This is a genomic window from Stagnihabitans lacustris (genome assembly GCF_025950525.1).
In the GTDB taxonomy this organism is placed as follows: Bacteria; Pseudomonadota; Alphaproteobacteria; order Rhodobacterales; family Rhodobacteraceae; genus Stagnihabitans.
The window spans coordinates 16,725-38,066 of the sequence record NZ_JAPDGS010000015.1 but is presented as its reverse complement, the minus strand read 5'-3'; the positions used below and the strand labels follow the sequence as shown (position 1 = coordinate 38,066).

32 protein-coding genes are annotated in these 21,342 nt (G+C 66.7%); 22 read left to right on the top strand and 10 right to left on the bottom strand.

The window, feature by feature from the left end:
- Nucleotide 1: 1 nt before the first annotated feature.
- The 7 genes from NX862_RS18985 to NX862_RS18955 all read right to left on the bottom strand — a co-directional run bounded on the left by NX862_RS18985 (nucleotide 2) and on the right by NX862_RS18955 (nucleotide 3,394).
- Entirely contained in the window at nucleotides 2-343 is a 342-nt protein-coding gene (locus NX862_RS18985) for a hypothetical protein (protein ID WP_216977163.1), read from the bottom strand.
- Nucleotides 340-1,344, bottom strand: coding sequence for a tyrosine-type recombinase/integrase (locus tag NX862_RS18980; RefSeq protein WP_264495509.1), 1,005 nt, complete (start codon nucleotides 1,342-1,344; stop codon nucleotides 340-342). The genes NX862_RS18985 and NX862_RS18980 overlap by 4 nt, the downstream gene beginning before the upstream one ends.
- The gene (locus NX862_RS18975) at nucleotides 1,341-1,514 is read right to left on the bottom strand and encodes a hypothetical protein (protein ID WP_264495508.1); all 174 of its coding nucleotides are present in this window, start codon (nucleotides 1,512-1,514) and stop codon (nucleotides 1,341-1,343) included. Before NX862_RS18975 ends, NX862_RS18980 begins: the two co-directional genes overlap by 4 nt.
- Nucleotides 1,511-1,897 carry a hypothetical protein gene (locus NX862_RS18970; protein ID WP_264495507.1) on the bottom strand — a complete coding sequence of 129 codons (387 nt, stop codon included), beginning with the start codon at nucleotides 1,895-1,897 and terminating at the stop codon, nucleotides 1,511-1,513. Before NX862_RS18970 ends, NX862_RS18975 begins: the two co-directional genes overlap by 4 nt.
- Complete coding sequence (locus NX862_RS18965) at nucleotides 1,891-2,115, bottom strand: hypothetical protein (RefSeq protein ID WP_264495506.1); 225 nt, start codon at nucleotides 2,113-2,115, stop codon at nucleotides 1,891-1,893. Before NX862_RS18965 ends, NX862_RS18970 begins: the two co-directional genes overlap by 7 nt.
- A complete protein-coding gene (locus tag NX862_RS18960) occupies nucleotides 2,112-2,492 on the bottom strand; it encodes a hypothetical protein (protein WP_264495505.1) in 381 nt (126 codons plus the stop codon). Before NX862_RS18960 ends, NX862_RS18965 begins: the two co-directional genes overlap by 4 nt.
- Nucleotides 2,493-2,803: 311 nt before the next feature.
- Nucleotides 2,804-3,394, bottom strand: coding sequence for a helix-turn-helix domain-containing protein (locus NX862_RS18955; RefSeq protein ID WP_264495504.1), 591 nt, complete (start codon nucleotides 3,392-3,394; stop codon nucleotides 2,804-2,806).
- A gap of 198 nt (nucleotides 3,395-3,592) precedes the next feature.
- On the opposite strand from NX862_RS18955, the gene NX862_RS18950 reads away from it, so the two are divergent.
- The gene (locus NX862_RS18950) at nucleotides 3,593-3,970 is read left to right on the top strand and encodes a DUF2513 domain-containing protein (RefSeq protein ID WP_264495503.1); all 378 of its coding nucleotides are present in this window, start codon (nucleotides 3,593-3,595) and stop codon (nucleotides 3,968-3,970) included.
- 23 nt (nucleotides 3,971-3,993) lie between these two features.
- Here the strand turns inward: NX862_RS18950 and NX862_RS18945 are convergent, their stop codons facing one another.
- Nucleotides 3,994-4,593 (bottom strand): hypothetical protein, encoded by a 600-nt coding sequence (locus NX862_RS18945; protein ID WP_264495502.1) that lies wholly within the window; start codon nucleotides 4,591-4,593, stop codon nucleotides 3,994-3,996.
- A gap of 149 nt (nucleotides 4,594-4,742) precedes the next feature.
- Here NX862_RS18945 and NX862_RS18940 point away from each other — a divergent pair, with 149 nt between their 5' ends.
- The 12 genes from NX862_RS18940 to NX862_RS18885 all read left to right on the top strand — a co-directional run bounded on the left by NX862_RS18940 (nucleotide 4,743) and on the right by NX862_RS18885 (nucleotide 12,147).
- Nucleotides 4,743-4,919, top strand: coding sequence for a hypothetical protein (locus NX862_RS18940; RefSeq protein ID WP_264495501.1), 177 nt, complete (start codon nucleotides 4,743-4,745; stop codon nucleotides 4,917-4,919).
- A gap of 56 nt (nucleotides 4,920-4,975) precedes the next feature.
- Complete coding sequence (locus NX862_RS18935; protein WP_264495500.1) at nucleotides 4,976-5,653, top strand: DUF2312 domain-containing protein; 678 nt, start codon at nucleotides 4,976-4,978, stop codon at nucleotides 5,651-5,653.
- The gene (locus NX862_RS18930; RefSeq protein WP_264495499.1) at nucleotides 5,653-6,612 is read left to right on the top strand and encodes an AAA family ATPase; all 960 of its coding nucleotides are present in this window, start codon (nucleotides 5,653-5,655) and stop codon (nucleotides 6,610-6,612) included. The genes NX862_RS18935 and NX862_RS18930 overlap by 1 nt, the downstream gene beginning before the upstream one ends.
- Nucleotides 6,612-6,869: a hypothetical protein gene (locus NX862_RS18925; RefSeq protein ID WP_264495498.1), complete on the top strand. Its 258-nt coding sequence runs from the start codon at nucleotides 6,612-6,614 to the stop codon at nucleotides 6,867-6,869. The genes NX862_RS18930 and NX862_RS18925 overlap by 1 nt, the downstream gene beginning before the upstream one ends.
- A complete protein-coding gene (locus NX862_RS18920) occupies nucleotides 6,859-7,926 on the top strand; it encodes a helix-turn-helix domain-containing protein (protein ID WP_264495497.1) in 1,068 nt (355 codons plus the stop codon). Before NX862_RS18925 ends, NX862_RS18920 begins: the two co-directional genes overlap by 11 nt.
- Nucleotides 7,926-8,543 (top strand): MT-A70 family methyltransferase, encoded by a 618-nt coding sequence (locus NX862_RS18915; protein ID WP_264495496.1) that lies wholly within the window; start codon nucleotides 7,926-7,928, stop codon nucleotides 8,541-8,543. Before NX862_RS18920 ends, NX862_RS18915 begins: the two co-directional genes overlap by 1 nt.
- Nucleotides 8,540-8,755 (top strand): hypothetical protein, encoded by a 216-nt coding sequence (locus NX862_RS18910; RefSeq protein WP_264495495.1) that lies wholly within the window; start codon nucleotides 8,540-8,542, stop codon nucleotides 8,753-8,755. Before NX862_RS18915 ends, NX862_RS18910 begins: the two co-directional genes overlap by 4 nt.
- Nucleotides 8,745-8,954 (top strand): helix-turn-helix transcriptional regulator, encoded by a 210-nt coding sequence (locus NX862_RS18905; protein ID WP_216977138.1) that lies wholly within the window; start codon nucleotides 8,745-8,747, stop codon nucleotides 8,952-8,954. The genes NX862_RS18910 and NX862_RS18905 overlap by 11 nt, the downstream gene beginning before the upstream one ends.
- Nucleotides 8,951-9,385 (top strand): DUF6362 family protein, encoded by a 435-nt coding sequence (locus NX862_RS18900; RefSeq protein ID WP_216977136.1) that lies wholly within the window; start codon nucleotides 8,951-8,953, stop codon nucleotides 9,383-9,385. Before NX862_RS18905 ends, NX862_RS18900 begins: the two co-directional genes overlap by 4 nt.
- Before the next feature lie 359 nt (nucleotides 9,386-9,744).
- Complete coding sequence (locus NX862_RS18895; RefSeq protein ID WP_216977134.1) at nucleotides 9,745-10,395, top strand: ParB/Srx family N-terminal domain-containing protein; 651 nt, start codon at nucleotides 9,745-9,747, stop codon at nucleotides 10,393-10,395.
- Nucleotides 10,388-11,335 (top strand): DNA methyltransferase, encoded by a 948-nt coding sequence (locus NX862_RS18890; protein WP_216977132.1) that lies wholly within the window; start codon nucleotides 10,388-10,390, stop codon nucleotides 11,333-11,335. The genes NX862_RS18895 and NX862_RS18890 overlap by 8 nt, the downstream gene beginning before the upstream one ends.
- On the top strand, nucleotides 11,332-12,147 hold the full coding sequence (locus tag NX862_RS18885) for a pyridoxal-phosphate dependent enzyme (protein WP_216977130.1): 816 nt from the start codon (nucleotides 11,332-11,334) through the stop codon (nucleotides 12,145-12,147). Before NX862_RS18890 ends, NX862_RS18885 begins: the two co-directional genes overlap by 4 nt.
- Before the next feature lie 359 nt (nucleotides 12,148-12,506).
- Here NX862_RS18885 and NX862_RS18880 read toward each other — a convergent pair whose 3' ends face one another.
- Together NX862_RS18880 and NX862_RS18875 are read right to left on the bottom strand one after the other, a co-directional pair.
- A complete protein-coding gene (locus tag NX862_RS18880; protein ID WP_264495494.1) occupies nucleotides 12,507-12,767 on the bottom strand; it encodes a hypothetical protein in 261 nt (86 codons plus the stop codon).
- Nucleotides 12,768-12,826: 59 nt separating this feature from the next.
- Nucleotides 12,827-13,039, bottom strand: a complete 213-nt coding sequence (locus NX862_RS18875) for a hypothetical protein (protein WP_216977126.1) — start codon at nucleotides 13,037-13,039, stop codon at nucleotides 12,827-12,829.
- Nucleotides 13,040-13,136: 97 nt separating this feature from the next.
- Between NX862_RS18875 and NX862_RS18870 the strand changes: the two genes are divergently transcribed.
- The 9 genes from NX862_RS18870 to NX862_RS18830 all read left to right on the top strand — a co-directional run bounded on the left by NX862_RS18870 (nucleotide 13,137) and on the right by NX862_RS18830 (nucleotide 21,320).
- On the top strand, nucleotides 13,137-13,763 hold the full coding sequence (locus tag NX862_RS18870; protein WP_216977124.1) for a hypothetical protein: 627 nt from the start codon (nucleotides 13,137-13,139) through the stop codon (nucleotides 13,761-13,763).
- Nucleotides 13,750-15,753 carry a phage terminase large subunit family protein gene (locus tag NX862_RS18865; protein WP_264495493.1) on the top strand — a complete coding sequence of 668 codons (2,004 nt, stop codon included), beginning with the start codon at nucleotides 13,750-13,752 and terminating at the stop codon, nucleotides 15,751-15,753. Before NX862_RS18870 ends, NX862_RS18865 begins: the two co-directional genes overlap by 14 nt.
- Nucleotide 15,754: 1 nt before the next feature.
- Nucleotides 15,755-15,964: a phage head-tail joining protein gene (locus tag NX862_RS18860; RefSeq protein WP_264495492.1), complete on the top strand. Its 210-nt coding sequence runs from the start codon at nucleotides 15,755-15,757 to the stop codon at nucleotides 15,962-15,964.
- A complete protein-coding gene (locus NX862_RS18855) occupies nucleotides 15,964-17,493 on the top strand; it encodes a phage portal protein (protein WP_264495491.1) in 1,530 nt (509 codons plus the stop codon). The genes NX862_RS18860 and NX862_RS18855 overlap by 1 nt, the downstream gene beginning before the upstream one ends.
- A 4-nt stretch (nucleotides 17,494-17,497) precedes the next feature.
- A complete protein-coding gene (locus NX862_RS18850; RefSeq protein WP_264495490.1) occupies nucleotides 17,498-19,504 on the top strand; it encodes a prohead protease/major capsid protein fusion protein in 2,007 nt (668 codons plus the stop codon).
- 109 nt (nucleotides 19,505-19,613) lie between these two features.
- Nucleotides 19,614-19,949: a DUF2190 family protein gene (locus tag NX862_RS18845; protein ID WP_216977177.1), complete on the top strand. Its 336-nt coding sequence runs from the start codon at nucleotides 19,614-19,616 to the stop codon at nucleotides 19,947-19,949.
- Between the two features lie 5 nt (nucleotides 19,950-19,954).
- Complete coding sequence (locus NX862_RS18840) at nucleotides 19,955-20,269, top strand: head-tail joining protein (protein WP_216977175.1); 315 nt, start codon at nucleotides 19,955-19,957, stop codon at nucleotides 20,267-20,269.
- Entirely contained in the window at nucleotides 20,266-20,898 is a 633-nt protein-coding gene (locus NX862_RS18835) for a DUF6441 family protein (protein WP_264495489.1), read from the top strand. The genes NX862_RS18840 and NX862_RS18835 overlap by 4 nt, the downstream gene beginning before the upstream one ends.
- On the top strand, nucleotides 20,898-21,320 hold the full coding sequence (locus tag NX862_RS18830) for an acyl-CoA transferase (RefSeq protein ID WP_264495488.1): 423 nt from the start codon (nucleotides 20,898-20,900) through the stop codon (nucleotides 21,318-21,320). The genes NX862_RS18835 and NX862_RS18830 overlap by 1 nt, the downstream gene beginning before the upstream one ends.
- The last annotated feature ends 22 nt before the right edge of the window (nucleotides 21,321-21,342 follow it).

The window sequence follows — 21,342 nt, the reverse complement described above, 5'->3', positions numbered from 1 at the left end:
GTCATGCTCCTTCGGTTCGGGATTGATCCGCCCCGTCGGGGCCGGATTTCGGGGCTGCGGCCGGATCGGCGCGGCGAATGGGGCGGCCGCCCGGGGTATCGGCGGCCGTGACGATTCCGTCTTGCGGGCAAGTCGGGGTGTGGGCCTGGCCGATGGGTCGGTGGCATTCGTCGCAGACGGTCTGCCAAAGCGGGACGGCCGGCGGCTGGTCTGCGGCGTCGAGGTCGGCAAGGAGGTCTTCGATCTCGGCGATGGCTTCTTCTCCGCCTTCGTCCCAATCGGCGATGGCGGCCGCCCAACGGCGCAACTGGTCTTCGGTGGCGAGGATCGCGGCGCCGGTCATGCCTTCGGCTCCCGCTTGGCCTGCGCGGCGGCCGCGTGGGTGCGCTGGCGTTGAGCGCCCGCGTATTTGACGACCATGGCGCGGCTCTTGTGGCCGGTGATCGCTTGAACCTCTTCGTCGGAAGCCCCGGCGGCGGCCAATTCGGCGGCGGCGGTATAGCGCCAACCGTGGATGGTATAGGCCTCGGCCCCGACCGCCTTGCGAACGACCATCACCGCCTTCGCCGCCGCGAAATACTGCATCGGCCGGCCGTCGGCGCCCGCGACGATGGTCAATGCCCGGCGCGGCAAGGCGTCTAGGTAAGCCTTCAAGCGCGGGGTGAAGGGAATCCAAAGGGCGGTCTTGGTCTTGCCCTGGCGGACCGCGATCCCGTCGCCCTCGATCGCGTCCCAACGCATCTTCAACAGATCCCCGATCCGCTGGCCGGTGCCGATGGCAAGTTCCAGGATCGTGCGGGCGGGGGTGCCGAAAGCGGCTGCGGCCGTATAGGCTTCGACCGTGTCGACCGGCCAGGGCTTGTGCAAATCCTCGCCTTCCGACTTCAAAAGCCGGATGCCCTTCGCCGGGTTGTGGGTGATCCAACCCAAGTCGATGGCCTGTTCGAACAAGACCGACAAGACCTGGACGATGTAGTTCGCGAACCGAAGCCGCTCGGCGTTCTCGGCCTGCGCGCGGATGACGTGGCGACGTTCCATCTTCGCGGGGGAAAGGTCGCCGAACGTCGCCTCGGCCCAATCCAAGACCTTCTCGTAATCCTTCCGGGTCCGGGGCGCCAGGCGCGTCCAACGGGGGCTGGCGCGGTATTCCGCGATCAACCGCTTGAAGGTCCGGCCCTGCAACGGCGCCGGGCGGTGGCCGCGCTTGGCGATCTGGTATTGCTCAAGGAAGTCCGGGGCGTCGGGCGGCGGAAGGGCGATCCTTTCGCCCATGCGCTCGAAATACCAATAGTCCTTGCCCTTGGCGCGCTTGTGCCGAAGGTGCGGAAGGTCGACCTTCTTCATTTCTTGAAATCCAGGGCGTCGAAGCTGCGCGGGCCGTCGGGATCGGGTGCCGTGTCGATGACGATCTTGCCTTCGGCGATATCGACCGTGACGCGGTGAACCTGCGCCCCGCCGCGAAGGACGGCGCGGACGGACTTTTCGATTTCGGTCGACCTGATGGCGGTGGTCATGCGGATGCCTCCGTGTCGAAGGGGCTGAAGAAGGGCGTGAACGGCGCGGGATCGTCGGGGCGCGCGGGTGAATCCACGCGCCCCGCTTCCCCTTCCCCTTGGTGCAAGGAAGGGTTGCCGTCGGCGTCTTGGAACGCGCCTTCCGGCCGACGGTCGCCAAGGCGACCACCCGCTAGGGTCTCTTTGGCGTGGCCGACCAATTGGCCGACGACGCGCTTGGTGATGCTGCCCGCCGCAAGCTGGGCGCCGCGGGCGGTTAAGTAATCGGGATGGGTCCGAAGGGCGTCGGCGACGGCGCCTTCGACCAAGGCCCAAAGCTTCTGGTGGTCTTCGTAGCGGACGAATGCCGGATGGCGGCGCGAAAGGCGGCGGGGCTTTACCAAGACTCCGCCCCCCGTTCCTCGGCTTGCAGGATCGTCGCCGCGCAAACCCCGGGGGCCTTGGCAGCGATGAAGCCCAGGGCGGCCGCAAAGGCGATGGCAAGGGCCCAAGCCCCCGCCCTGGCGGCGGCCGTCTGGCGGCGTTCGCGTTGAAGGCGGGCGTAAAGGGCCGCCCATTGCAGCCGGGCCCGGATTTCGCCTTCGGTCGGCAAGTCGGTCATGCCCGTGCCCCCTCGGCGATCCGCTCGGCGGCTTCGCGGTCCAACTGACGCAACAAGGCCGAAGCCCGGCCAAGCAACAACCAATCTGCCCGGCCGCAAAGGACGACTGCACGGCAAGCGACGCGAAGCTGGGCTTCGGTGAATTCCCGGGGCCGCGAAAGGATCGCCGACGCCCGAGTCAATCCGGCCTCCGTCGCGCCGCGGTCCTGCGCGGCCTCGGGGTAAAGGTTGCGCGCAACGGCGATCCAATTCCGAGCGGCGTCGGCAAGGTCGTCGCCCCGGGCGTGGATGCCAAGGACGGTGATTTCGAAAAGGTGGGTGCCCTGCCCCGGCCGGATCGCTGCGCCGCCGAATTTCCCGGCGAAGGCGATCAACAACGCGGGGCGATCTTCGATCGGAAGGGCAAGAAGCAAGCCCAAGACCTCGCGGGCGCTCGGCGCCTGAGCGGGAGTGGGAAAGGAAGAAACGTCCATCGGGGGCCTCGCTACGGATCGCGCCGCCCTATGATTGTGGACGTTTCTTCCATAGTCAATCCATTGATGGAAGTTTCTTCTAATGTTGACAGTCCGCTCTGCTCCACCGATAGTTGAACAAAGTAAGAACGCTTGTGGTTTGGGATGAATTACCCCTTGGGCGCCCGATTCCTGTTCTGGACCAGTCGCCGCCTAGGGGTTGGCGTTCATCAGCTCTATTCGGTCAGGGCCTTCAGGTGGCTGACGATCTTGCTCGACAAGCTCGGGGGGAGATCCCGAATCTGACCAAGATAGAGGAAGTTCATGTCAACACCCCAAAGTTCGAAGATTTTGTAGGCATCGCGGGGCAGAAGCGGCTTCTTCCCGTCGGCGATCTTCGTGAAACTTGAGCGATCAACGTCGATCCGATCCGCGAACTCGGACCGATTCAGGCCGACCGCCATTCGAACGGCTTCGATCCTGGGCGCTACCCGAGACGGATGGTGGACGTCAGTTTTGGATGATTCTTCCATGAACCAATAGTGCGCGGCAGGGCGTCGCCGCCAATCGAAGATTTTTCCATCTTGCCGAATGGACATTTCTTCCATTAGTTGTGCTTTATGCCCAACGATAGCGCCATCTCCGCTTTGATCGCAGCCTGGCCGAACCGCCGTGCGTTCGCCGACGAGATCGGCGCGCCCGTCGCCTCCGTCCACAAGTGGGCGGCTACCGGCCGCATCCCCACCGAGTGGCAATGGGCGGTCGTCAGGGCCGCCCTGGAGAGAGGACTGGCTTACGTCACCGCCGATTGGATGCTTGCAATTCACGGACGGACCTCCTGTTCCCCCGAAGCGGGGCCGCCATGACACTCAGCCCGAAAGGCCAAAGAGCCTCAATCCGTCCAAAAGGTCAGGAAACTGGGGGGTGGAGTGAAAACCACTTCACGACAAATCCATCCGATGCCGGCTGGAACGGCCCCTATGCGAGCTGCTACGGTGGCTTGTGCGATTCAGCGGGGAACTTGGATGAAGAACGATATCGACCTGATCCGGGCTATCCTGACGGCGGTGCGGGACCGCAACGACCTGCAACCGAAAGCGGTTACGGTGCCGGACTTCGATCCGATGTTGGTCGCGCGGCATGTCGAACGACTGACCGAAGACGGAATGCTGGACGGGATATCTTTCAAGCCGCTGAGCCGCCCCGTTTCGGACGTGCTTGTGCGCGATTTGACGACGGACGGACACAACTTCCTGGCGGCGCTGGAAGCCCAAGACGTCTGGGCGCGGCTGAAGTCGGCCTTGTCGCCGACGGAACTCGGCGCTCTGTCGCTGAAGAAACTGGCTGGCCTTGCCGGGGAACTGGCCGAAAAGGCAATTCGGAAGAAGCTCGGGCTCGACTGACCTTCGCCGAACCGGCCGGGGCCTTACGGTTTCCGGCTGGGCTGGAAGGCTGCGTCGGCCCAAGGGAAGAAATGCGCGGTCGCGCGGCGGAAGAAGCCGATGCGATGGCGATCAAAGTCGTCGCCGTAGATCGCGCCGCCTGCCCAATTTTCGGCCATCGCCATCACCACCCGAAGCGCGGGCGGTTCTTCCGCGAAAAGCCGTCGTTCCTGGGCGCGGACCTTCTCGGGCGGGACGCCGTCTTCCAGGTCGGCGAGCAAGCGGTAGAACTGGCGCTTCAAGTCGGTGTGGGTCCGCGCCTGGCCGCTGAAATCCCAAACCAGGGACAAGGCGGAAACGGCCGCAACGAAAAGGCCGGAAACCTGGCCCAAAGTCGGCAATTGCGCGCCCAACGCGGCGACCGCGCCCGACCCGAGGATCAAGGTCAAGAAAAGCGACCAACGGTTCGCCCGGCCGAGCCAGTCGGCGCGGATATCGTGGTAGATCGCGCTCCGCATCAATTCGTAGCGAAAGCCCTTCGCGGCGGCGGCTTGATCCCCGGCGGTTGGCCCCGCGTGTCCGGCGGCGACGAGGGCGTCGGACGGGGTGACGGCGGGCGCGGCGGGTTCGCTGATCTTGTCCAATCGAAATCTCCCATGAACGGAATGCTCCCTTTTGGTTTCACGGTCGGAAGGGGGTATCGCGGGTCGCGCCCGGCCAGGTGCGGCCCGCACCAACTTATAGGGGTCGGCTGGCCCTGCTTCAACGAAATCTCGTGCGACGGGGGTGCGATATGACCCCCGAACGGCGCGACCAACTGATCCGGGCGGCGCGGTCCTGCGCGACCTTGGACGAACTCGACGGCTTCCGGGCGCTGCTTTCTGAACATCACGAACTCGGCGACGCCGACCTGGTCCGGGCGATCCGCGACCGGGCCGAAGCCCTCGGGCGGCGGGAGGGTCGGCGATGACGGCCCTGCGCCCGAACGAAGCCCCGTTCCCCCTTCCCCTTCGAAAGGAAAAGACGATGGACGCCGAAACCCCTCGCGGGTCGAATATGATCGAAGGCGAACGCCTGCGGGCCTTCGTCGAAAAGATCGAACAAGCCCGATCCGAAAAGAAGGTCGCCGCCGATCTGGAAAAGGCGATCCTGGCCGAAGCGAAGTCGGTCGGTTACGCGCCGAAATACCTCGCCGCGATCGTGCGCCTGCGGGCGAAGCCCCCGTCGGAACGCGAAGAAGACCAAGCGATGATGGAACTTTACATGGCGGCGGTGGGCATGGCCCGCGAAACGCCGCTGTTCCGCGCCGTCGAAGGGATGGGCGTCGACGTCGCCGCGAAGGAGTCGATCCTCGACGCCTTGAAGCTGTTGGCGCCGGTTGACGGCGAAATCACGATCAAGGTCGGCTCCGCGCCCCGGATGCGCCTTTGGCGCGACAAGGAAGGGGTGCGGATGGAAGAAGTCCCCGATACCCCCGCGCCTTCGTCCGCGGCCCCGGGCCCGACGCCGTCGGCGGCGCGGGCGCGGCCGGGCGACGACGCGCCGGATTGTTCGCCGGGCGAAGCCTTCGACCTGGGCCGGGAAGCGCGGCGCGACGACAAGCCGGTGATCGCCAATCCCTTCGCCTGGGACGATCCGCGGCGGCGGCGCTGGGACGAAGGCTGGCGGGCCGAAGACGGCGGCGACGGGATGGGGCCGCGCTGATGGCCCGACGGTATTCGTCCGGCGCCGATCCGTCCGATTTCGGGGATCTGCTTTCGCCTTCGGAAGCGGAAGAACCGATCCTCGCGCGGCCGGTCCGCGCCGCGCTGCTGGAATGGCTTACCGAAATCTGGGCGGCCGAAGAACTGCTGGCGGTCGGCCTGAAGCCGCGGCGGCGGGCGCTTTTCCATGGGCCGCCGGGGACCGGCAAGACGACGCTTGCGCACCACCTCGCGGCGCGGCTGGGCCTGCCCTTGCTGGTCGTCCGGCCGGAAAAGCTGGTCGATAGCCTGCTGGGCGGGACCGGGCGGAATATCGGCGCCTTGTTCGAAGCGGTCCGCGAAGAACCTGCCGTCCTGTTCTTCGACGAATTCGAAGCGATCGCCGCCGCCCGCCAACCTGGCGGGCGCGACGCGCAACGCGAAATGAATTCGGTCGTCAACGTCCTGCTTCAACGGATCGAAGGGCATGATGGGTTCATCATCGCCGCGTCGAACTTCGCGCGGTCGCTGGACCCGGCGATCTGGCGCCGGTTCGAACTGCAAATCGAAATCGAAGTCCCGGGCCAAGAAGAACGGGAACGCATCCTCGCGCGCTATCTTGCGCCCTTCGGCCTTCCGGCCGCCGCCCTGGCGGGCCTGGCGCGCGCCTGCGATACCGCCTCGCCCGCTCTTCTTCGGATGCTTTGCGAAGGGCTGAAGCGGAACCTCGTGATCGGGCCGCAAGTCGGTTGGCCAATGGATCGCGACGGGGTCTTCGATCGCGTCCTGGCGGCGGCTGTGCCCCATCCCGATCTTGGTCGGCCGGAACTTTGGACCCGGGGCCGCAAGGCGCCCGCGCTGGCGGGCCTGCCGTGGCCGCTGCCGCGCCTGGACGACCTTCCGGGTATCGAGGCCGCCGAAAGCGCCGGGGGCCTTCTGCGGCCCGCTGTCGTCGTCCCTTGGCCGGGGCGCGGCGAATGATGATCGGCGATCCCTTCTATCCGGCGGACGGCGAAGCGGGCGGGCCCTTGGGCCGCGCCGACGCGGCCGCCCTTCGCGCGGAAATCCGGGGGATCGCGGCGCGGCTGGATCGGGACGAAGTGGCGCTGCGGCGCCTTCGGCCCCGGCCGGAACTTTTGACGCCCGAACAGGCCGCGATCCTCGCGGTTTGGGATGAAGTCGCGGTCTTGCGGCGGCGGCTTGGAATTGCGGAAGACGGGGAAGCGGATGAGCCATAAGGCGACGAACTGGGCGATCGCGCAACGCGGGTTGAAGCCCTCGGTCAAGCTGGTGCTTTGGCATCTTTGCGACCGGCATAACCCCGATATCGGGTGCTTCCCGTCCCAAGACCAACTTGCGGCCGACGCGGAAGTGTCGCGGGCCGCCTTGAACCTTCACCTCGCCGAACTGGAAAGCGTCGGGTTGATCCGGCGCGTCCGGCGGATCGACCCCAAGACGCGGCGGCAATTGAACACCCGTTACGTCCTCGGGTTCGAGGCCGATTTCGCGGTCGATCCTGGCGCGGCGGGCGGCGGCCAGGCGGCGGCCGATAACGACTTCGAACCGGCGCCGTGTCTTGATTTTGGACACGGGAACGGGGGTGAAAACTATCCCCAGCCGAGTCCGGAAATTGGACACGGGTCGGTCGAAAAGCCGAGTCCAATAAACCTCAAAAGCCGAGTCCAAAATTTGGACACTAACCCTGTAAGAGAACCAGTAAAGGAGGAGGAGGGGCGCGCGGGTGCGCGCGAGGACGGCGCCAAATCGGCGTCCGTTCGTCCGTTGGAAACCGACGATCCTGGCGGTAGGCAATCCGACGACGGCGCGTTCGAAGACTTCTTCCGGGAATTGCTTCGAAGCATCGGCCACGACCCGGACGGACCTTTGCCCGGCTGGTGGCGGGGCTGGCCCGCAAGGCAACACGTCCGGCGCTGGCAAACCGAATTCGGCTTCGGGGAAGCGCGAATTCTCGAAATCGCCAGGGCGTCGCGCCGGTCCCGGCCGGAACCGCCCGACGGGCCAAAGGCGCTTGATGCCGACATGGCCCGGGCCAAGCGGGCCGTCCTGGATCGGGCTTCGCGTCTTTCCGGCAAGGCCGGTGCCAGGGGCGCCAAGGCCGCGGCGGCGGATGCCGACCGGCGGGCGAACTTCGACCGGATCGTCGAATTCCACGCCGATTGGGTCAACTCCGAACGCTTCCTACCCGACGGTGCAATCAAGGCCGACGTCGCGGCGGCGATCATCGACCGGGGCCTGGCGACCCCGGAACGGCTTCGGCAACGGGGGGTGCGTTGATGACCGACCCGGACCTCGACGCCGATATCCGCCGCGTGACCGCCGAATGGAAAGCCCTGCGCCCGGCCGGGGGCTTCGAATTGATCATGGTCGACCCGCCGTGGAACTTCCGGTCGAATTCGGCCGCGCGGCCGGGCCGGAACGCGCGGGCCCATTACCGCTGCCAATCGCTGGACTGGATCAAAGCCTTGCCGGTCCGGGAAGTCCTGGCCGCCAAGGATGCCGTGGTCTGGCTTTGGACGACGAACCCTTTCTTGCGGATCGCCTTCGACGTGCTGGACGCCTGGGGGTGCCCTTATTCGACCAAGGGCGAATGGGTCAAAACGACCAAGGGCGGCGGCCTGGCCTTCGGAACCGGGTATACCTTCCGCAACTGCGACGAACCCTGGCTGATTTCGCGGATCGGCCGGCCGAAGACGACGCGGTCGGTCCGGTCGGTCGTCTTCGGGCAAGTCCGCGAGCATTCCCGCAAGCCGGAGGAAGCCTACGCGGCGGCCGAAGCCCTTCTTCCCGGGGTGCGGCGGATCGACGTCTTCTCGCGCCAATCCCGGCCCGGCTGGACCGCCTGGGGCGACCAAAGCGGAACCTTCGATGCGAACGAAGGGGTGGAAGCGTGAAGCCCGCCGGGACCGAATTCGACGCGGATTGCCGGGACGCCCTGGCCCCGATCACTGGGACGGCCGCTTTCGACCTGGAGGCGACCGGGGGACGCTATGCCGCCCTTTCGGCTTGGGCGGCGAAGAACGGCTGCAAGCCGAACGAAGCCCTGCGGCGCTGGCACGCGCTGCGGAAGGAAAAGACAACGAGGGGGCAAAAGGATGGGAACTGACAAACTCTTGGACGGAATGGTTTCGCGGCAAGACCTCGCCCAGCAGCTCGGCCTTTCGGCCGATACGCTGCGGCGTTGGGAAGCCGAGGGCGACGGACCCGCGTCGATCCGGGTCGGGCGCCGCGTCCTTTACCGGGTCTCGGTTGTCAACGCCTGGCTCCGCGCCCGGGAACGCAAAGCGAAGGGGGCCGGGAAATGAGCGGCCTGCCGATCGACCTGACGCCCCGCGAAATCGAAGACCGCTTCGAAGAAGCCGCTTTGACCATGCGCCGCCTTCCCGATCCGGCCGGATCGGGCGCCCGGGCCTGGGGACGCAGCTGGCCGGACTACGTCCACGACGCCCGCCACGCCTACGGCTACGGGGAATTTCGGGTGCGGATCGTGCCCTCGGCGGCCGAAATCCAGCGCATGGAAGAGTGCATCGACTGGCTGCGCTGGCTTTCGCCCGACGACGCGAAGCTGGTCTGGTTCCGGGCCGAGGGCCAGCGCTGGCGGCAGGTCTGCATAAAAATCGGCTGCGTCCGCCAAACGGCTTGGCGGCGCTGGGTCGCGGCGATCTTGACCGTCCGCAACCATTTGAAATCGCCGACGAAACGGAAAGCCGATCCGAAATCGACGGGCGGGCGATGAGGCCGCAGGAGGCCGCATATCCCCGCATTCGGCCGCAAACCCGGCGAACATCGTGCGAGACATTTTCGGGCGGCCGGGGTTAGAAAGTCGATATCCTCGGCGAAGGGTGCGCGCGGCGACGGGTCGCGGTCGGCATCGGCCCCCGAGGATCGGGCGGCCAGGCCCGCCGCCCTCCCCCTCCCCCCTTCGGGTCCCCCCGGGACCTGGCCGTATGCGGGGGGCAACAGCGCATCAAGTGCCTAGTGACAAAGAAAAAATCTGGGTTTCCGGCCCGGGTTGCCAAATCTGGGTTGCCGGGTTGCCGCCCGGGTGTCCAGCACCGCGACGAGCGGTCCAATAGGAACGGAACGAGGGACTCCGTGCAAATCGAAATGATCTCGGTGGATCGCTTGATCCCCTATGTGCGGAATGCCCGCACGCATTCGGCCGACCAGGTCGCGCAGATCGCGGCGTCGATCGCCGAGTTCGGGTTCACCAACCCGGTGCTGGTCGGCGAAGACAACGTGATCGTGGCGGGCCACGGCCGCTTGATGGCGGCGCGGTCGCTCGGCTTGGACGAAGTCCCGGCCATTGTTCTGGACCACTTGTCCGAAACACAGCGCCGGGCGCTTGTGATCGCCGACAACCGGATCGCGGAAAGCGCCGGCTGGGACGAGCAGATGCTTGCCGCCGAACTTGCGGCCCTGCGGGACGAAGACTTCGACCTCGACGTGATCGGGTTCACCGACCTTGAAATCGACCAACTCTTCGAAGGGCTCGGCTTGGACGACGCGCCCGACGACGAAAAGCAATTCCGAGGGGCCGAAGCGGCAGGCCCCGAGGAAGGCGGCGCCGCGGTTCCCTCGGCTGGCGGCGCCGCCAGCCTTTCGCTTGCGGAAAGATTCGGCCTGCCGCCCTTCTCGGTCTTCGACGCGCGGAAGGGCTGGTGGCAAGACCGCAAGCGCGCTTGGCTTTCGCTGGGAATCCGCTCGGAACTTGGGCGCGGCGAAGAGGGGGCGGCGAATGGCTAAGGGCCTGGCGCGGACCTTCGGGCAGGACCTCATGCGCGGCGAACACGAAGTTGGCGAAAAACGAAACGGCGGCGTCTTGATGCCGTCGCACACGGCGGGCGACACGGCCTTCTACGCGAAGAAGCGCGCCAAGGAGGCGGAACTCGGGCGGTCGCTGTCGACCGACGAATTCCTCGCCGACCATTACGAGCCTTCGGACGCGCCCACGGCTTCGGGCACCTCGATCTTCGACCCGGTCCTTTGCGAGATCGCCTATCGCTGGTTCTGCCCGCCGGGCGGGACAATCCTCGACCCCTTCGCGGGCGGATCGGTCCGCGGCGTCGTGGCGTCGCGCCTGGGCCGCGCTTACGTCGGGGTCGAACTGCGGGCCGAACAGGTCGCCGCCAACGAAGCGCAAGCGGCGCTGGGCGGGGAAATCCCGCCGCGCTGGATCAACGGCGATAGCCGCGAAATCGGCGCCCTGGCGAAGGGCGTGGCGGCCGATCTGATCTTCTCCTGCCCGCCTTATTGGAACCTGGAAGTCTATTCCGACGATCCGTCGGACCTCTCGACCCTGGGCAAGGAAGCCTTCTTTACGGAATATGCAAAGATCATCGCCGCGACGGTGGCGCTGCTGAAGAACGACCGCTTCGCCGTCTGGGTGATCGGCGACGTGCGCGACGCCCAAGGCTTCTATGCGAACCTGCCCGGCCGGACGATTGAAGCCTTCGAAGCCGCCGGGGCGCGGTTCTACAACGACGCAATCCTCGTGACCGCCGTCGGATCGCTGCCGATCCGGGTCGGGCGCCAGTTCACCGCAGCGCGCAAGCTCGGCCGGACCCACCAGAACGTTCTGGTGTTCTGCAAGGGCGATCCCCGGAAAGCGACCGAAGCCTGCGGCCCGGTCGAGTTCGGGGAAATCGCCGCCGATCCGGCAGGCGGCCAGGACGAAGCGGAATGAGGGTTCCGATCGTCGAAAGCCATCGTGGGATCTGGGTCGTCCGCGACGATCTCTTCCCGGGCGGAACGAAGGCGCGATTCATCGGCAAGCTGTTCGAGAACGCCGCCGAAGCCGTTTATGCAACCCCGCCCGAAGGCGGCGCGCAGACCGCCCTTGCGGAGACCGCGAAGGCCATGGGCCGCAAGGCGACGCTCTTCGTCGCCCAACGCACAACGCCCCACGCCCGGACGCTGGAAGCGTCCCGGCTCGGCGCAAAGGTCGTCCAGGTCGCGCCCGGTTACATGACCGTCGTCCAGGCCAGGGCGCGGGACTATTGCCGGGAAACCGGCGCCTTCCTGATCCCCTTCGGGGTCGATTTTCCCGAGGCCATCACGACCATCGCCGCGGCCGCGCGATCGACCGGACTCGACCCGGACGAGGTGTGGTGCGCTTCGGGATCGGGCGTTTTGGCCCGGGGTCTGGCGGCCGCCTGGCCGGGGGCGCGGCGCCATGTTGTCCAAGTCGGGCGCGAACTCGCCCCCCGCGACGTCGCGGGCGCAACGGTCCACGTCCACCCGCGAAAATTCACGGAAACGGCGGCCCTGAAGCCGCCGTTTCCTTCCGATCCGCACTATGACGCGAAAGCTTGGGAAATCTGCATCGCCAAGCGCGGGCCGGGTCGGGTGCTGTTCTGGAACGTCGCCCCGGTGTCAGCAGGACAGCTCTCCACGTCAGTCAATTATTCCTTCTGCACCAAACGTCGTTCCCAAAGCAGGTGCAGCCCATCGGACAGCCGCCTCGGCACGAGTCATTACAGTCGAACCCTTCCATAGTCTCGAACTCTTTCAAGCTATTGACGGTGAACGACTTTTCGTTGTGGACAATCTTCACTCCCAGCGGCAGCCACTGAAAGACTTCACAGTGACTGCCCCTCTTCACACATTCAGAGTAAGATATTCCTTCCACATAGACAGTTCGGTATTCCAAAATTCCCTTCTCAGGCGCGGGAACCACAAACAACCCAATTCCCTTGACCTCTTCGCTCCGAAAATTGGAACCGGCAGCGACCAAAGACTCAAAAACAGAGATAGGCGTCTGATTCTTATTGCATCCACACATCACTTTGGACCTTTTTGCTCACGACCCCCTGTCGACGCTCAGAGAATCAAATGGGAAACTTTCGAAGTCGCGTCTAAGAGCCCGATTTTGCCGGGAACGGAGGCTTCCCCGCAAGGAAGATATGGAAAGCACTGTTTGGTTGGCGCTTCTGCCTGTCGTGCTCTTCGAGGATCGCCTTCCAGCGATCCTGCGCGGTTTCTAGGTCTTCCGAATGGGCAAGCTTCGAAGCGACGACGGCGCACCGATCCTCCCCGATCCCGGCAGCGAGAAGGCGACGGAACCGGGTTGCGGTCTTTTCGAAAGTCGCCAGGCGGCCCAGCGGTTCTTCCGTCAAGGCCTGGCTCAAGGTCGTCAGCTCGGCGCGGTCAAAAGGTTCAACATCAGGGCCCACTTTCAGGCGTTCTTGATGTGGGCGGCGCGGCCTTCGGCCGTGACGGCGTAGATCATGGTGCGGCGGTCGCTGAACTCGGCGGCGAAGGCTTCGGCCTGGTCCATCCGGTCGAACCGGGCGCGGACGCGGTCGGTCGGTTTGCGGCCGCGGACGGCGACGAAATGGTCGGCTTTCGCGAGGCAAGCGGTCTCGTGGCCGGTGGGTTCGCGTTTCATCTTTGCTCCTTTCGGGGTGTCGGAATGGCTCTGACAGTGGGGAGCAAAAGGCAAAGAGCAACTTCTAACACGCTGTAAAAGTGGAGAAAACTTCGGTATGGGCCTCTCGCGCCGCCAATACGCCGCGCATCGCGGGGTGAGCCATACGGCCGTGGCGAAAGCCATTGCTTCGGGGCGGATCACGCCGGAAGCCGACGGGTCGATCGACGCCGACAAGGCCGACGCCCAATGGGACGCGAAGACCGATCCGACGAAGCAACGCGGAATCCATGCCCGCCAATTGGCCGGGTCCACCGCCAAGGGCACGGCGGCGGCGAAGGCCGAACTGGGCTTGAAGCCGGTGCCTCGCGCCGCCATTGCGGCGGTCAACGACACCTTGTCGGAAGCCGGGGCGCCGGTCGAACCGGCAGAGCCCGGGGAGGCTGAAGGCGGTCAGGTTTCTTTTCTGCGCGCCCGAATGGCGAACGAGGTGATCAAGGCCCAAACCGCCAAAGTGCGTCTTGGGAAGATGAAGGGGGAACTCGTCGACCGCGCCAGGGCGACGGCATCGGTCTTCGACCTCGCCCGGCGCGAGCGCGACGCCTGGATCGGCTGGCCGCCGCGCGTGGCGGCGACGATGGCCGCCGAATTGGGGATCGACCCGCACCGCATGGAGCAGGTTCTCGACGCCCACCTTCGGCTGCACTTGGGCGAGCTTGCGGAGATCCGGGTTGAACTTCGCTGACTACGACGGCGCGGACGAAATCCGCGCCGCCTGGCTTTCGGGACTCGCCCCCGATCCGGTCCAGACGGTTTCGGAATGGGCGGATCGGCACCGCATCCTGTCGTCGCGCGGGGCTTCGGAGGCCGGGCCCTATCGGACGGCCCGGACGCCCTATCTCAAGGCGATCATGGACGCGCTGTCGCCCGCGCATTCGGCCCGGCGGGTCGTCTTCATGAAGGCGGCGCAGGTCGGCGCGACGGAAGCCGGGAACAACTGGATCGGCTATGTGATGCACCGGGCGCCGGGGCCGTTTCTGGCGGTCCAACCGACGACGGACTTGGCGAAACGGCTTTCCCAGCAGCGGATCGACCCGCTGATCGAAGAAAGCGGCGAGTTGCGGGCCCTGGTGATGCCTGCGCGGTCGCGGGACTCGGGAAACACGATCCTGTCGAAGCGGTTTCCGGGCGGCCAGTTCGTTCTGACCGGCGCGAATTCGGCGGTCGGGTTGCGGTCGATGCCCGCGCGCTGGGTCTTCTTGGACGAGGTCGACGCCTATCCGGGCGACGTCGACGGCGAGGGCGATCCGATCACCCTGGCCGAGGCCCGGACGATCAGCTTCGGCCATCGGTCGAAGATGTTTCTGGCCTCGACGCCGACCGTAAAGGGCGTCAGCCGGATCGAGCGGGAGTTCGAAGTGTCGGACCAGCAGCGGTATCACGTCCCCTGCCCGCATTGCGGTGCGCTGCAATGGCTGAAGTTCGAACGGCTGCGCTGGCCGAAGGGCTTGCCCGACCGCGCCCGGTATATCTGCGAAGCCTGCGACGAACCGATCGAAGAACGGCACAAGCCCTGGATGATGGCGGAGGCCAACGGGGCCGGATGGCTCCCGACTGCCCCTGCCGACCAGATCGAAGCGGCCCGCGCCTCGGGTGTGGTCGGGTTCCATATCTCCGGGCTCTATTCGCCGCTGGGCTGGTTGTCCTGGGAAGAAATCGCCCGATCCTGGGAGGCCGCCCAAGGCAACGATGCGGCCCTGAAGACGCTGAAGAACACGATCCTCGGCGAAAGCTGGCAGGAACGCGGCGAAGCGCCGGATTGGCAGCGTCTTTACGAACGGCGCGAGCCTTGGCAACTCGGCCAAGTGCCCGAAGGGGTGCTGGTCTTGACGGCCGGGGCCGACGTCCAGCGCGAAGGGCGGATCGAAGTCGACGTCTGGGGTTGGGGCCGGAATCTGCAGTCGTGGCTGGTCGACCATATCGTCGTGGAAGGCGAAATCGCCAATCCGGCGACCTGGGAAAAGCTGACGGAAGTTCTCGGCCAGACCTGGCCCCATCCCGGCGGGCAACGCATGGGCCTGGCGCGTCTTGCGATCGACAGCGGCGACGGCGTGACGACGGATGCGGTCTATTCCTGGGTCCGGGCGCAAGGCCGGGGCCAGGTCCTGGCGGTAAAGGGCGTGGGCGGGTTCGACCGATCCAGCCCGGTCGACGGGCCGACCTTCGTCGAAGTGACCGAACGCGGCCGGAAAATACGGCGCGGTGTCCAGCTTTGGAAGGTCGCGGTTTCGGTGTTCAAGTCCGAGACCTACCGCTTCCTGCGCCTTGCCCCGCCGACCGACGAGGAACTGGGCGCCGGGGGCGCCTGGCCTGCCGGTTACGTCCATATCCCGCGCGGGATCACCTCGGAATGGGTCCGGCAACTGACCGCCGAGCAGCTGATCACGATCAAGACACGCCACGGCTTCCCGAAGCTGGAATGGCAGAAGACGCGCGACCGCAACGAAGGGCTGGACTGCCGGGTCTATGCCCGCGCCGCCGCCTGGCTAATGGGCCTCGACCGCTGGGACGAACCGCGGTGGGAGCAGATGGAAATGCAACTCGACCCCGCGCCGACGGCCGGGTTGGAAGAAATCGAACCGGCGGGGCGCACGAACTTGGCCCCGCCCCGCAACACGCAAGCAGCGCCGAAACCCGCCGGATGGCTGGGGCCGCGGCGCGGAAAGTGGTTTTAGGATGGCCTGGACGCAAGCTGACCTCGACGCGCTGAAGGAAGCCTATGCGGCGGGCACGCTTCGCGTCCGCATGCCCGACGGGCGGGAGGTCATGTATCCGAGCGGCGACGATCTTCTCCGTCGGATTCGGACCGTCGAAGCGGAACTGGCGGCCGGGACGTCGGGCCAGGCCGCCCCCGTCGCCCGCTTCGCAAGCTTTCGGAGGGGCTAATGGACCGCCGCACGTCTTCCGCCGCGCCCGAGGTGCCCTGGGGCTTCTTCGATCGAGCCCTGGCGGCCGTCTCGCCCGCCTCGGCCGCGAAACGCTATGCCGCCCGTGTCGCCATCGCCAACCTGCGGCGCGGTTACGAGGGCGGCAAGGCGGGCCGCCTGACGGGCAACTGGTCTTCGGCCAATGCCTCGGCCGACGCCGAAATCGCGGCCGCCTCCGCGCCGCTGCGGGCCCGCTCGCGCGACTTGGTTCGGAACAACGCCTTGGCCGCCCAAGCGGTTCAGGTTCTGGTCAACAACATCATCGGCCCCGGCATCCGCCCCCGGGCGGCATCGGGGAACCGGACGCTGAACCGCAAAGTCGACAAACTCTGGACCGCCTTCGCGCGGTCCTGCGATTTCTACGGGCTGACCGACTTTTATGGGCTTCAGAACCTCGCCGTCCGCGAAATGGTCGAATCCGGCGATATCCTTGGGCTGAAGATCGTCGCGCCCGGCGCCGCGGTGCCCTTGAAGATTCAGCTTCGGGAAATCGACCACCTCGACGACGGCCGGGCGATCTATAGCCCGGTCGGCGGCTATACCGACCAAGGGATCGAATACGACGCCGCCGGGCGCCGGATCGGCTATTGGATGTTCCCGAACCACCCGGGCAGCAACCGGATGATGTTCACCAACGGATTCCGGTCCGAGCGGATCGGCACCGACCGCGTCCTTCACATGTTCGAACGCCAAAGGGTCCAGAACCGGGGCGTGCCCTGGGCGGCCCCGGCCGTCGTGGCGCTGCGCGACCTGGGCGATTGGCAGCAAGCCGAACTGGTGCGGAAGAAGACTGAAGCTTGCCTCGTCGGGATCGTCTTCGGCGACGACGAGACCCAGAATTCCGTCGCCCCGGTCGTCCAGGACAGCCAGGGCAACCAGGTCGAACAGTTCGAGCCGGGGCTGATCGCCTATGCCCGGGGCGGAAAGGATATCAAGTTCAACCAACCGGCGTCGACCGCCGGAATCTACGAATGGAACCGAGTGCAAATGGGCATGATAGCGGCGGGCTTCCGGGTGCCTTACGCGCTGATGACCGGCGACCTCAGCCAAAACAACTTCTCGTCCAGCCGCGTCGGGCTCAACGAATTCCGCCGCATGGTCGAGCAGCTGCAATGGCAAACCGTGATTCCGATGTTCTGCGAGCCGGTCTGGGCCTGGTTCGTCGAAGCCTGCCAATTGGCCGGCCTGATCCCGGTCGACGCCGTCGTCCCCGCCGAATGGGCGCCACCGCGCTTCGAAATGGTCAACCCGCTGCAAGACGTCCAAGCCGACCTTCTTGAAACCCGCGCGGGCTTCGCCTCGCCGCAGCAGATGATCGCCAAGCGCGGTTATGACCCCCGCGCCGTCGTCGAAGAATGGGCGGCCCATGCGGCGGAAACCGACGCGCTGGGCCTCGTCTTCGACAGCGACCCCCGGAAGGTTTCGAAGGGCGGCAACGTCCAACCGACCGACCCCGGCCAATCGCCGCCTCAACCGCAACAGGAGTGATCCGATGCCCCCCGAAACCCTTGCCCTGCCCCTGATCGGGCGGGCCGCGTCGGTGCGCGCCGAAAGCGTCGATCCCGCCGCCCGCACCGTCGAAATCGTCTGGACGACCGGCGCGATCATCCAGCGCCAACGCTGGGAAGGCTGGTCCGACGTCGTGGAATACGACGAAGAACTGGTCGTAAGTCGGGCCGCGGTCCGCATGGGCCGCATGAACGACGGCGCGCCCTTCCTCGACAGCCACAACGGCTGGTCGCTGGGCTCCGTCTTGGGCTCCGTTGTCCCTGGTTCCGCCCATATCGACGGTGGCCAGGGCTTTGCCACGATCCAATTGACCGCGGCCGCCGACGCGGCCGACCTGGTCCAACGCATCCTCGAAAAGTCCGTCCGCTTCGTCTCGGTCGGCTACCGCGTGCATCGTTACGAAATCACCAAGGTCGAAGGCCAGCGCGAGCTTTGGCGGGCCGTCGACTGGGAACCGATGGAGGTTTCCGCGGTCGCCATGCCCGCCGATCCCGGCGCGACGATCCGTTCCGACCCTTCCGCCAAGACCCGCCTCGCCCCGTGCATCCTGCAACGGGCTCAAGCGCCCATCGCCGCCGTTCGCGCGGACAACCTGAAAGGACTCCAGATGGACCCCGAAACCACGACCCTGCCGGGCAACGAGCCCACCCCCGCCGCGGCTGCGGCCCCGACCGAGGCCGCGGGCCAGGCCGACGCGATCCGCGCCGAAGAGCGCCGTCGCACGGCCGATATCCTGAACCTTTGCCAGCGCCACGCCCTGCCGGCCGATTTCGGGGCCGACCTAATCGCGCGCGGCGTCGACCTGGACGCGGCGCGCTCGGCGATCCTCGATCGCCTGGCGTCGCAGAACCCGACGACCCGCGGCGCCGAGACCGTGCCCGCCCAAGCGGGCGGCCCGTCGGCGACGGATATCGGCTTCCGCGATGCCCTGACCGCCGCCCTGATGCACCGCCATGCCCCCGCGCAGAACGCGCTGGACGGCAATGCTCGCGAATTCCGCGGCATGACGCTGATGGAAATGGCCCGCTTCTCCCTCGAACGGCGCGGGACGAACACCCGCGGCATGTCGAAGATGGAACTGGCCGGGGCGGCGCTGAGCCTGCGCGCCGACGTCGGGCTCCATTCGACCTCGGACTTCCCGTCGATCCTGGCGAACGTTGCGAACAAGACCCTGCGCCAGGGCTACGACTCGACGCCCCGGACCTTCACCGCCTGGGCGCGGCAGGTCTCGATTCCCGACTTCAAGACGGTGCAGCGCACGCAACTCGGCGGCGCGCCGGACCTGTTGAAGGTGCCGGAATCCGGCGAGTTCACCTACGGGACGATCGGCGAAGGCAAGGAAACCTATGCGCTGGCGACCTATGGCCGTATCATCGGGATCACCCGCCAAACCATCATCAACGACGACCTGAACGCCTTCGCCCGCATCCCGGCGGCCTTCGGCGCCTCGGCCGCCGACCTGGAATCCGACCTGGTCTATTCGATCCTGACCGGGAACCCGACGATGGGCGACGCCGTCGCGCTCTTCCACGCGACCCACGGCAACCTCGGCACGGCGGCGGCGATTTCGGAAACCTCGCTGACCGAGGCTTACGAGCTTTACGCCAAGCAGAAGGGCTTGGAAGGCCGCCTGATCGCGATCCAGCCGCGCTATATCGTCGTGCCCCCGGGCACGCGCGCGGTCGAAGCCCGGAAGAACGTCACCCAGACCACCCCGGCGCAGGTTTCGGGGGTGAACGCCTTCGCCAACCGCCTCGAAATCATCGAGGAAGCCCGGCTTCTGCCCGCCGCGGGCGCGAAGCCCTGGTTCCTGGCCGCCGATCCGTCGCGGATCGACACGGTCGAGTTCGGCTACCTGGAAGGCAACAACGGCGTCTACACCGAAACCCGCAATGGGTTCGAGGTCGACGGCATCGAAATCAAAGCCCGGCACGACTTCGCTTACAAGGCGATCGACTGGCGCGGCCTGTTCCAGAACGTCGGCGTCTGAGCGACGCGCCGCCCCAGCGATGCGCGGACCCCGCGCGTCGCCCTTCCCTTTCTGATCCGGGCTCGGCCGACGCCGGTCCGCAATCCCCCCAAACCCCAGGAGAACCCCAATGAAGAACTTCATCGGCACGGGCGATATCGTCGTCCTGACCGCACCTTCGGCCGTCGTTTCCGGCCAAGGCGTCCTGTTCGGCTCGCTTTTCGGCGTCGCTCAGGCGGATATCGCCAACGGCGCCGACGGCCCCTTCCTGACCGAAGGGATCGTCGATCTGCCCAAGGTCGGCTCGCAGGCCTGGGCGCTGGGCGACGCGATCTATTGGAACGGCACCGCCTGCACCAACGTGGCTTCGACCAACAAGCGCATCGGCGCCGCGGTCAAGGTCGATGCGGGAGGCGCGGGCAGCACGACCGGCCGTGTCCGCCTGAACGGCGCTTCGGTCAACTGAGCGTCATGGCCGGTTTCGCAGCCGCCGTCGCCGCCAGCTTCCGGGATCGGACGCTGGCGGTGGACGCGCTCTATCGGCCGGGCGGCGCGGGGGGCGGCAACGCCTGCCGGGTCGTCCTGGCCGCGCCCGACCGGACGCAGAACTTCGGCGAAAGCCGCTTCGTCAGCGATACCGTGATGGTTTCGATCCAGGCGGCCGATGCCCCGACCTTCGCGGCGGGCGATACGGTCGAGGTCGACGGCGTCGTTTATCGAATTCAGGGCACCCCAACGCGGGATGCGACGCGGCTGGTCTGGGAAGCGGAGGCGCGGGCGCCGTGAGGCTTTCCGTCACCGTCCAGGGCGATTTCGTTGAAATCGTCAGCTCGTCGATCCCGGAGGGCCGCCGCGCCGTGACGAAGGGCGTCGCCGCCGCCGCCGACGGCCTGAAGACCGCCTGGCGCGGCCAGATCGCGGCGGCGGGGCTCGGCCCGAACCTCGCCCGGACGATCCGCAACGCCGTCTATCCCAAGGGCGGAACCTCGCTTCGGGCCGCCGCGGTGGTCTACAGCAACGCGTCGAAGGTGGTCGACGCCTTCGACCAAGGCGCGCTGATCCAGTCGAAGGACGGATTCTGGCTGGCGATCCCTCTTCCCGCCGCAGGCACCAAGGGTCTTGGCAACAAGCGGATCACACCGTTGGGCTGGGAACGGCGGACCGGGCTGCGCTTGCGCTTCGTCTACCGGACGCGGGGCCCGAGCCTTTTGGTCACGGAAGGGCGGCTCAATACCAAGGGCCGCGCGACCGCGTCGAAGTCCAAGACAGGGCGCGGCCTGACGACGGTGCCGATCTTCCTGCTTCTACCCCAGGTCAAGCTGAAGAAACGCCTCGAACTCGCCGCGGCCGCGAAGGCCGCCGAATCCCGTCTGCCCGCCTTCGTCCTCGCCAATTGGCCCGAAAGGTCCGCCTGATGCCCTCGACCCGCGAAACCGTCTTGGCCGCCCTCTTCTCCCGCCTGCTGGCCATGTCCGGCCCGCTTGTGCTTCGGAACGAAGCCCTTCCTGTCCGCATCCCGGCGGGCGGAGTCTTGATCCTGCGCGACGGAGATCCCGGGGAACCGGAAGTGACCCTGTCGCCGCTCCGGTATTTCTACAGCCACCGCGCCGAAATCGACGTCTTGGTTCAAGCCGACGCCGGGCGCGATACCGCCTTCGACGCCCTGACCGCCTCCGTCGGCGCCGTGATCGCGGCCGACCGGACCCTCGGCGGGCTTTGCGATTGGATCGAGATCCAGGCCCCGGAGACCGTCGAAATCGCCGCCGAGGGCACCGAGCCCGTCAAGGCCGCGGTCCTGCCGGTCCTTATCGACTACGCCGCCGCTTCCCCCGTCTGACCCCCCAACCGAAAGGAACCAC

Coding starts and splice junctions, on each gene's coding strand:
- NX862_RS18985 (WP_216977163.1), bottom strand. CDS start 343: ATGACCGGCGCCGCGATCCTCGCCACCGAAGACCAGTTGCGCCGTTGG.
- NX862_RS18980 (WP_264495509.1), bottom strand. CDS start 1,344: ATGAAGAAGGTCGACCTTCCGCACCTTCGGCACAAGCGCGCCAAGGGC.
- NX862_RS18975 (WP_264495508.1), bottom strand. CDS start 1,514: ATGACCACCGCCATCAGGTCGACCGAAATCGAAAAGTCCGTCCGCGCC.
- NX862_RS18965 (WP_264495506.1), bottom strand. CDS start 2,115: ATGACCGACTTGCCGACCGAAGGCGAAATCCGGGCCCGGCTGCAATGG.
- NX862_RS18950 (WP_264495503.1), top strand. CDS start 3,593: ATGAAGAACGATATCGACCTGATCCGGGCTATCCTGACGGCGGTGCGG.
- NX862_RS18940 (WP_264495501.1), top strand. CDS start 4,743: ATGACCCCCGAACGGCGCGACCAACTGATCCGGGCGGCGCGGTCCTGC.
- NX862_RS18935 (WP_264495500.1), top strand. CDS start 4,976: ATGGACGCCGAAACCCCTCGCGGGTCGAATATGATCGAAGGCGAACGC.
- NX862_RS18930 (WP_264495499.1), top strand. CDS start 5,653: ATGGCCCGACGGTATTCGTCCGGCGCCGATCCGTCCGATTTCGGGGAT.
- NX862_RS18925 (WP_264495498.1), top strand. CDS start 6,612: ATGATCGGCGATCCCTTCTATCCGGCGGACGGCGAAGCGGGCGGGCCC.
- NX862_RS18920 (WP_264495497.1), top strand. CDS start 6,859: ATGAGCCATAAGGCGACGAACTGGGCGATCGCGCAACGCGGGTTGAAG.
- NX862_RS18915 (WP_264495496.1), top strand. CDS start 7,926: ATGACCGACCCGGACCTCGACGCCGATATCCGCCGCGTGACCGCCGAA.
- NX862_RS18905 (WP_216977138.1), top strand. CDS start 8,745: ATGGGAACTGACAAACTCTTGGACGGAATGGTTTCGCGGCAAGACCTC.
- NX862_RS18900 (WP_216977136.1), top strand. CDS start 8,951: ATGAGCGGCCTGCCGATCGACCTGACGCCCCGCGAAATCGAAGACCGC.
- NX862_RS18890 (WP_216977132.1), top strand. CDS start 10,388: ATGGCTAAGGGCCTGGCGCGGACCTTCGGGCAGGACCTCATGCGCGGC.
- NX862_RS18885 (WP_216977130.1), top strand. CDS start 11,332: ATGAGGGTTCCGATCGTCGAAAGCCATCGTGGGATCTGGGTCGTCCGC.
- NX862_RS18875 (WP_216977126.1), bottom strand. CDS start 13,039: ATGAAACGCGAACCCACCGGCCACGAGACCGCTTGCCTCGCGAAAGCC.
- NX862_RS18870 (WP_216977124.1), top strand. CDS start 13,137: ATGGGCCTCTCGCGCCGCCAATACGCCGCGCATCGCGGGGTGAGCCAT.
- NX862_RS18860 (WP_264495492.1), top strand. CDS start 15,755: ATGGCCTGGACGCAAGCTGACCTCGACGCGCTGAAGGAAGCCTATGCG.
- NX862_RS18855 (WP_264495491.1), top strand. CDS start 15,964: ATGGACCGCCGCACGTCTTCCGCCGCGCCCGAGGTGCCCTGGGGCTTC.
- NX862_RS18850 (WP_264495490.1), top strand. CDS start 17,498: ATGCCCCCCGAAACCCTTGCCCTGCCCCTGATCGGGCGGGCCGCGTCG.
- NX862_RS18845 (WP_216977177.1), top strand. CDS start 19,614: ATGAAGAACTTCATCGGCACGGGCGATATCGTCGTCCTGACCGCACCT.
- NX862_RS18840 (WP_216977175.1), top strand. CDS start 19,955: ATGGCCGGTTTCGCAGCCGCCGTCGCCGCCAGCTTCCGGGATCGGACG.
- NX862_RS18830 (WP_264495488.1), top strand. CDS start 20,898: ATGCCCTCGACCCGCGAAACCGTCTTGGCCGCCCTCTTCTCCCGCCTG.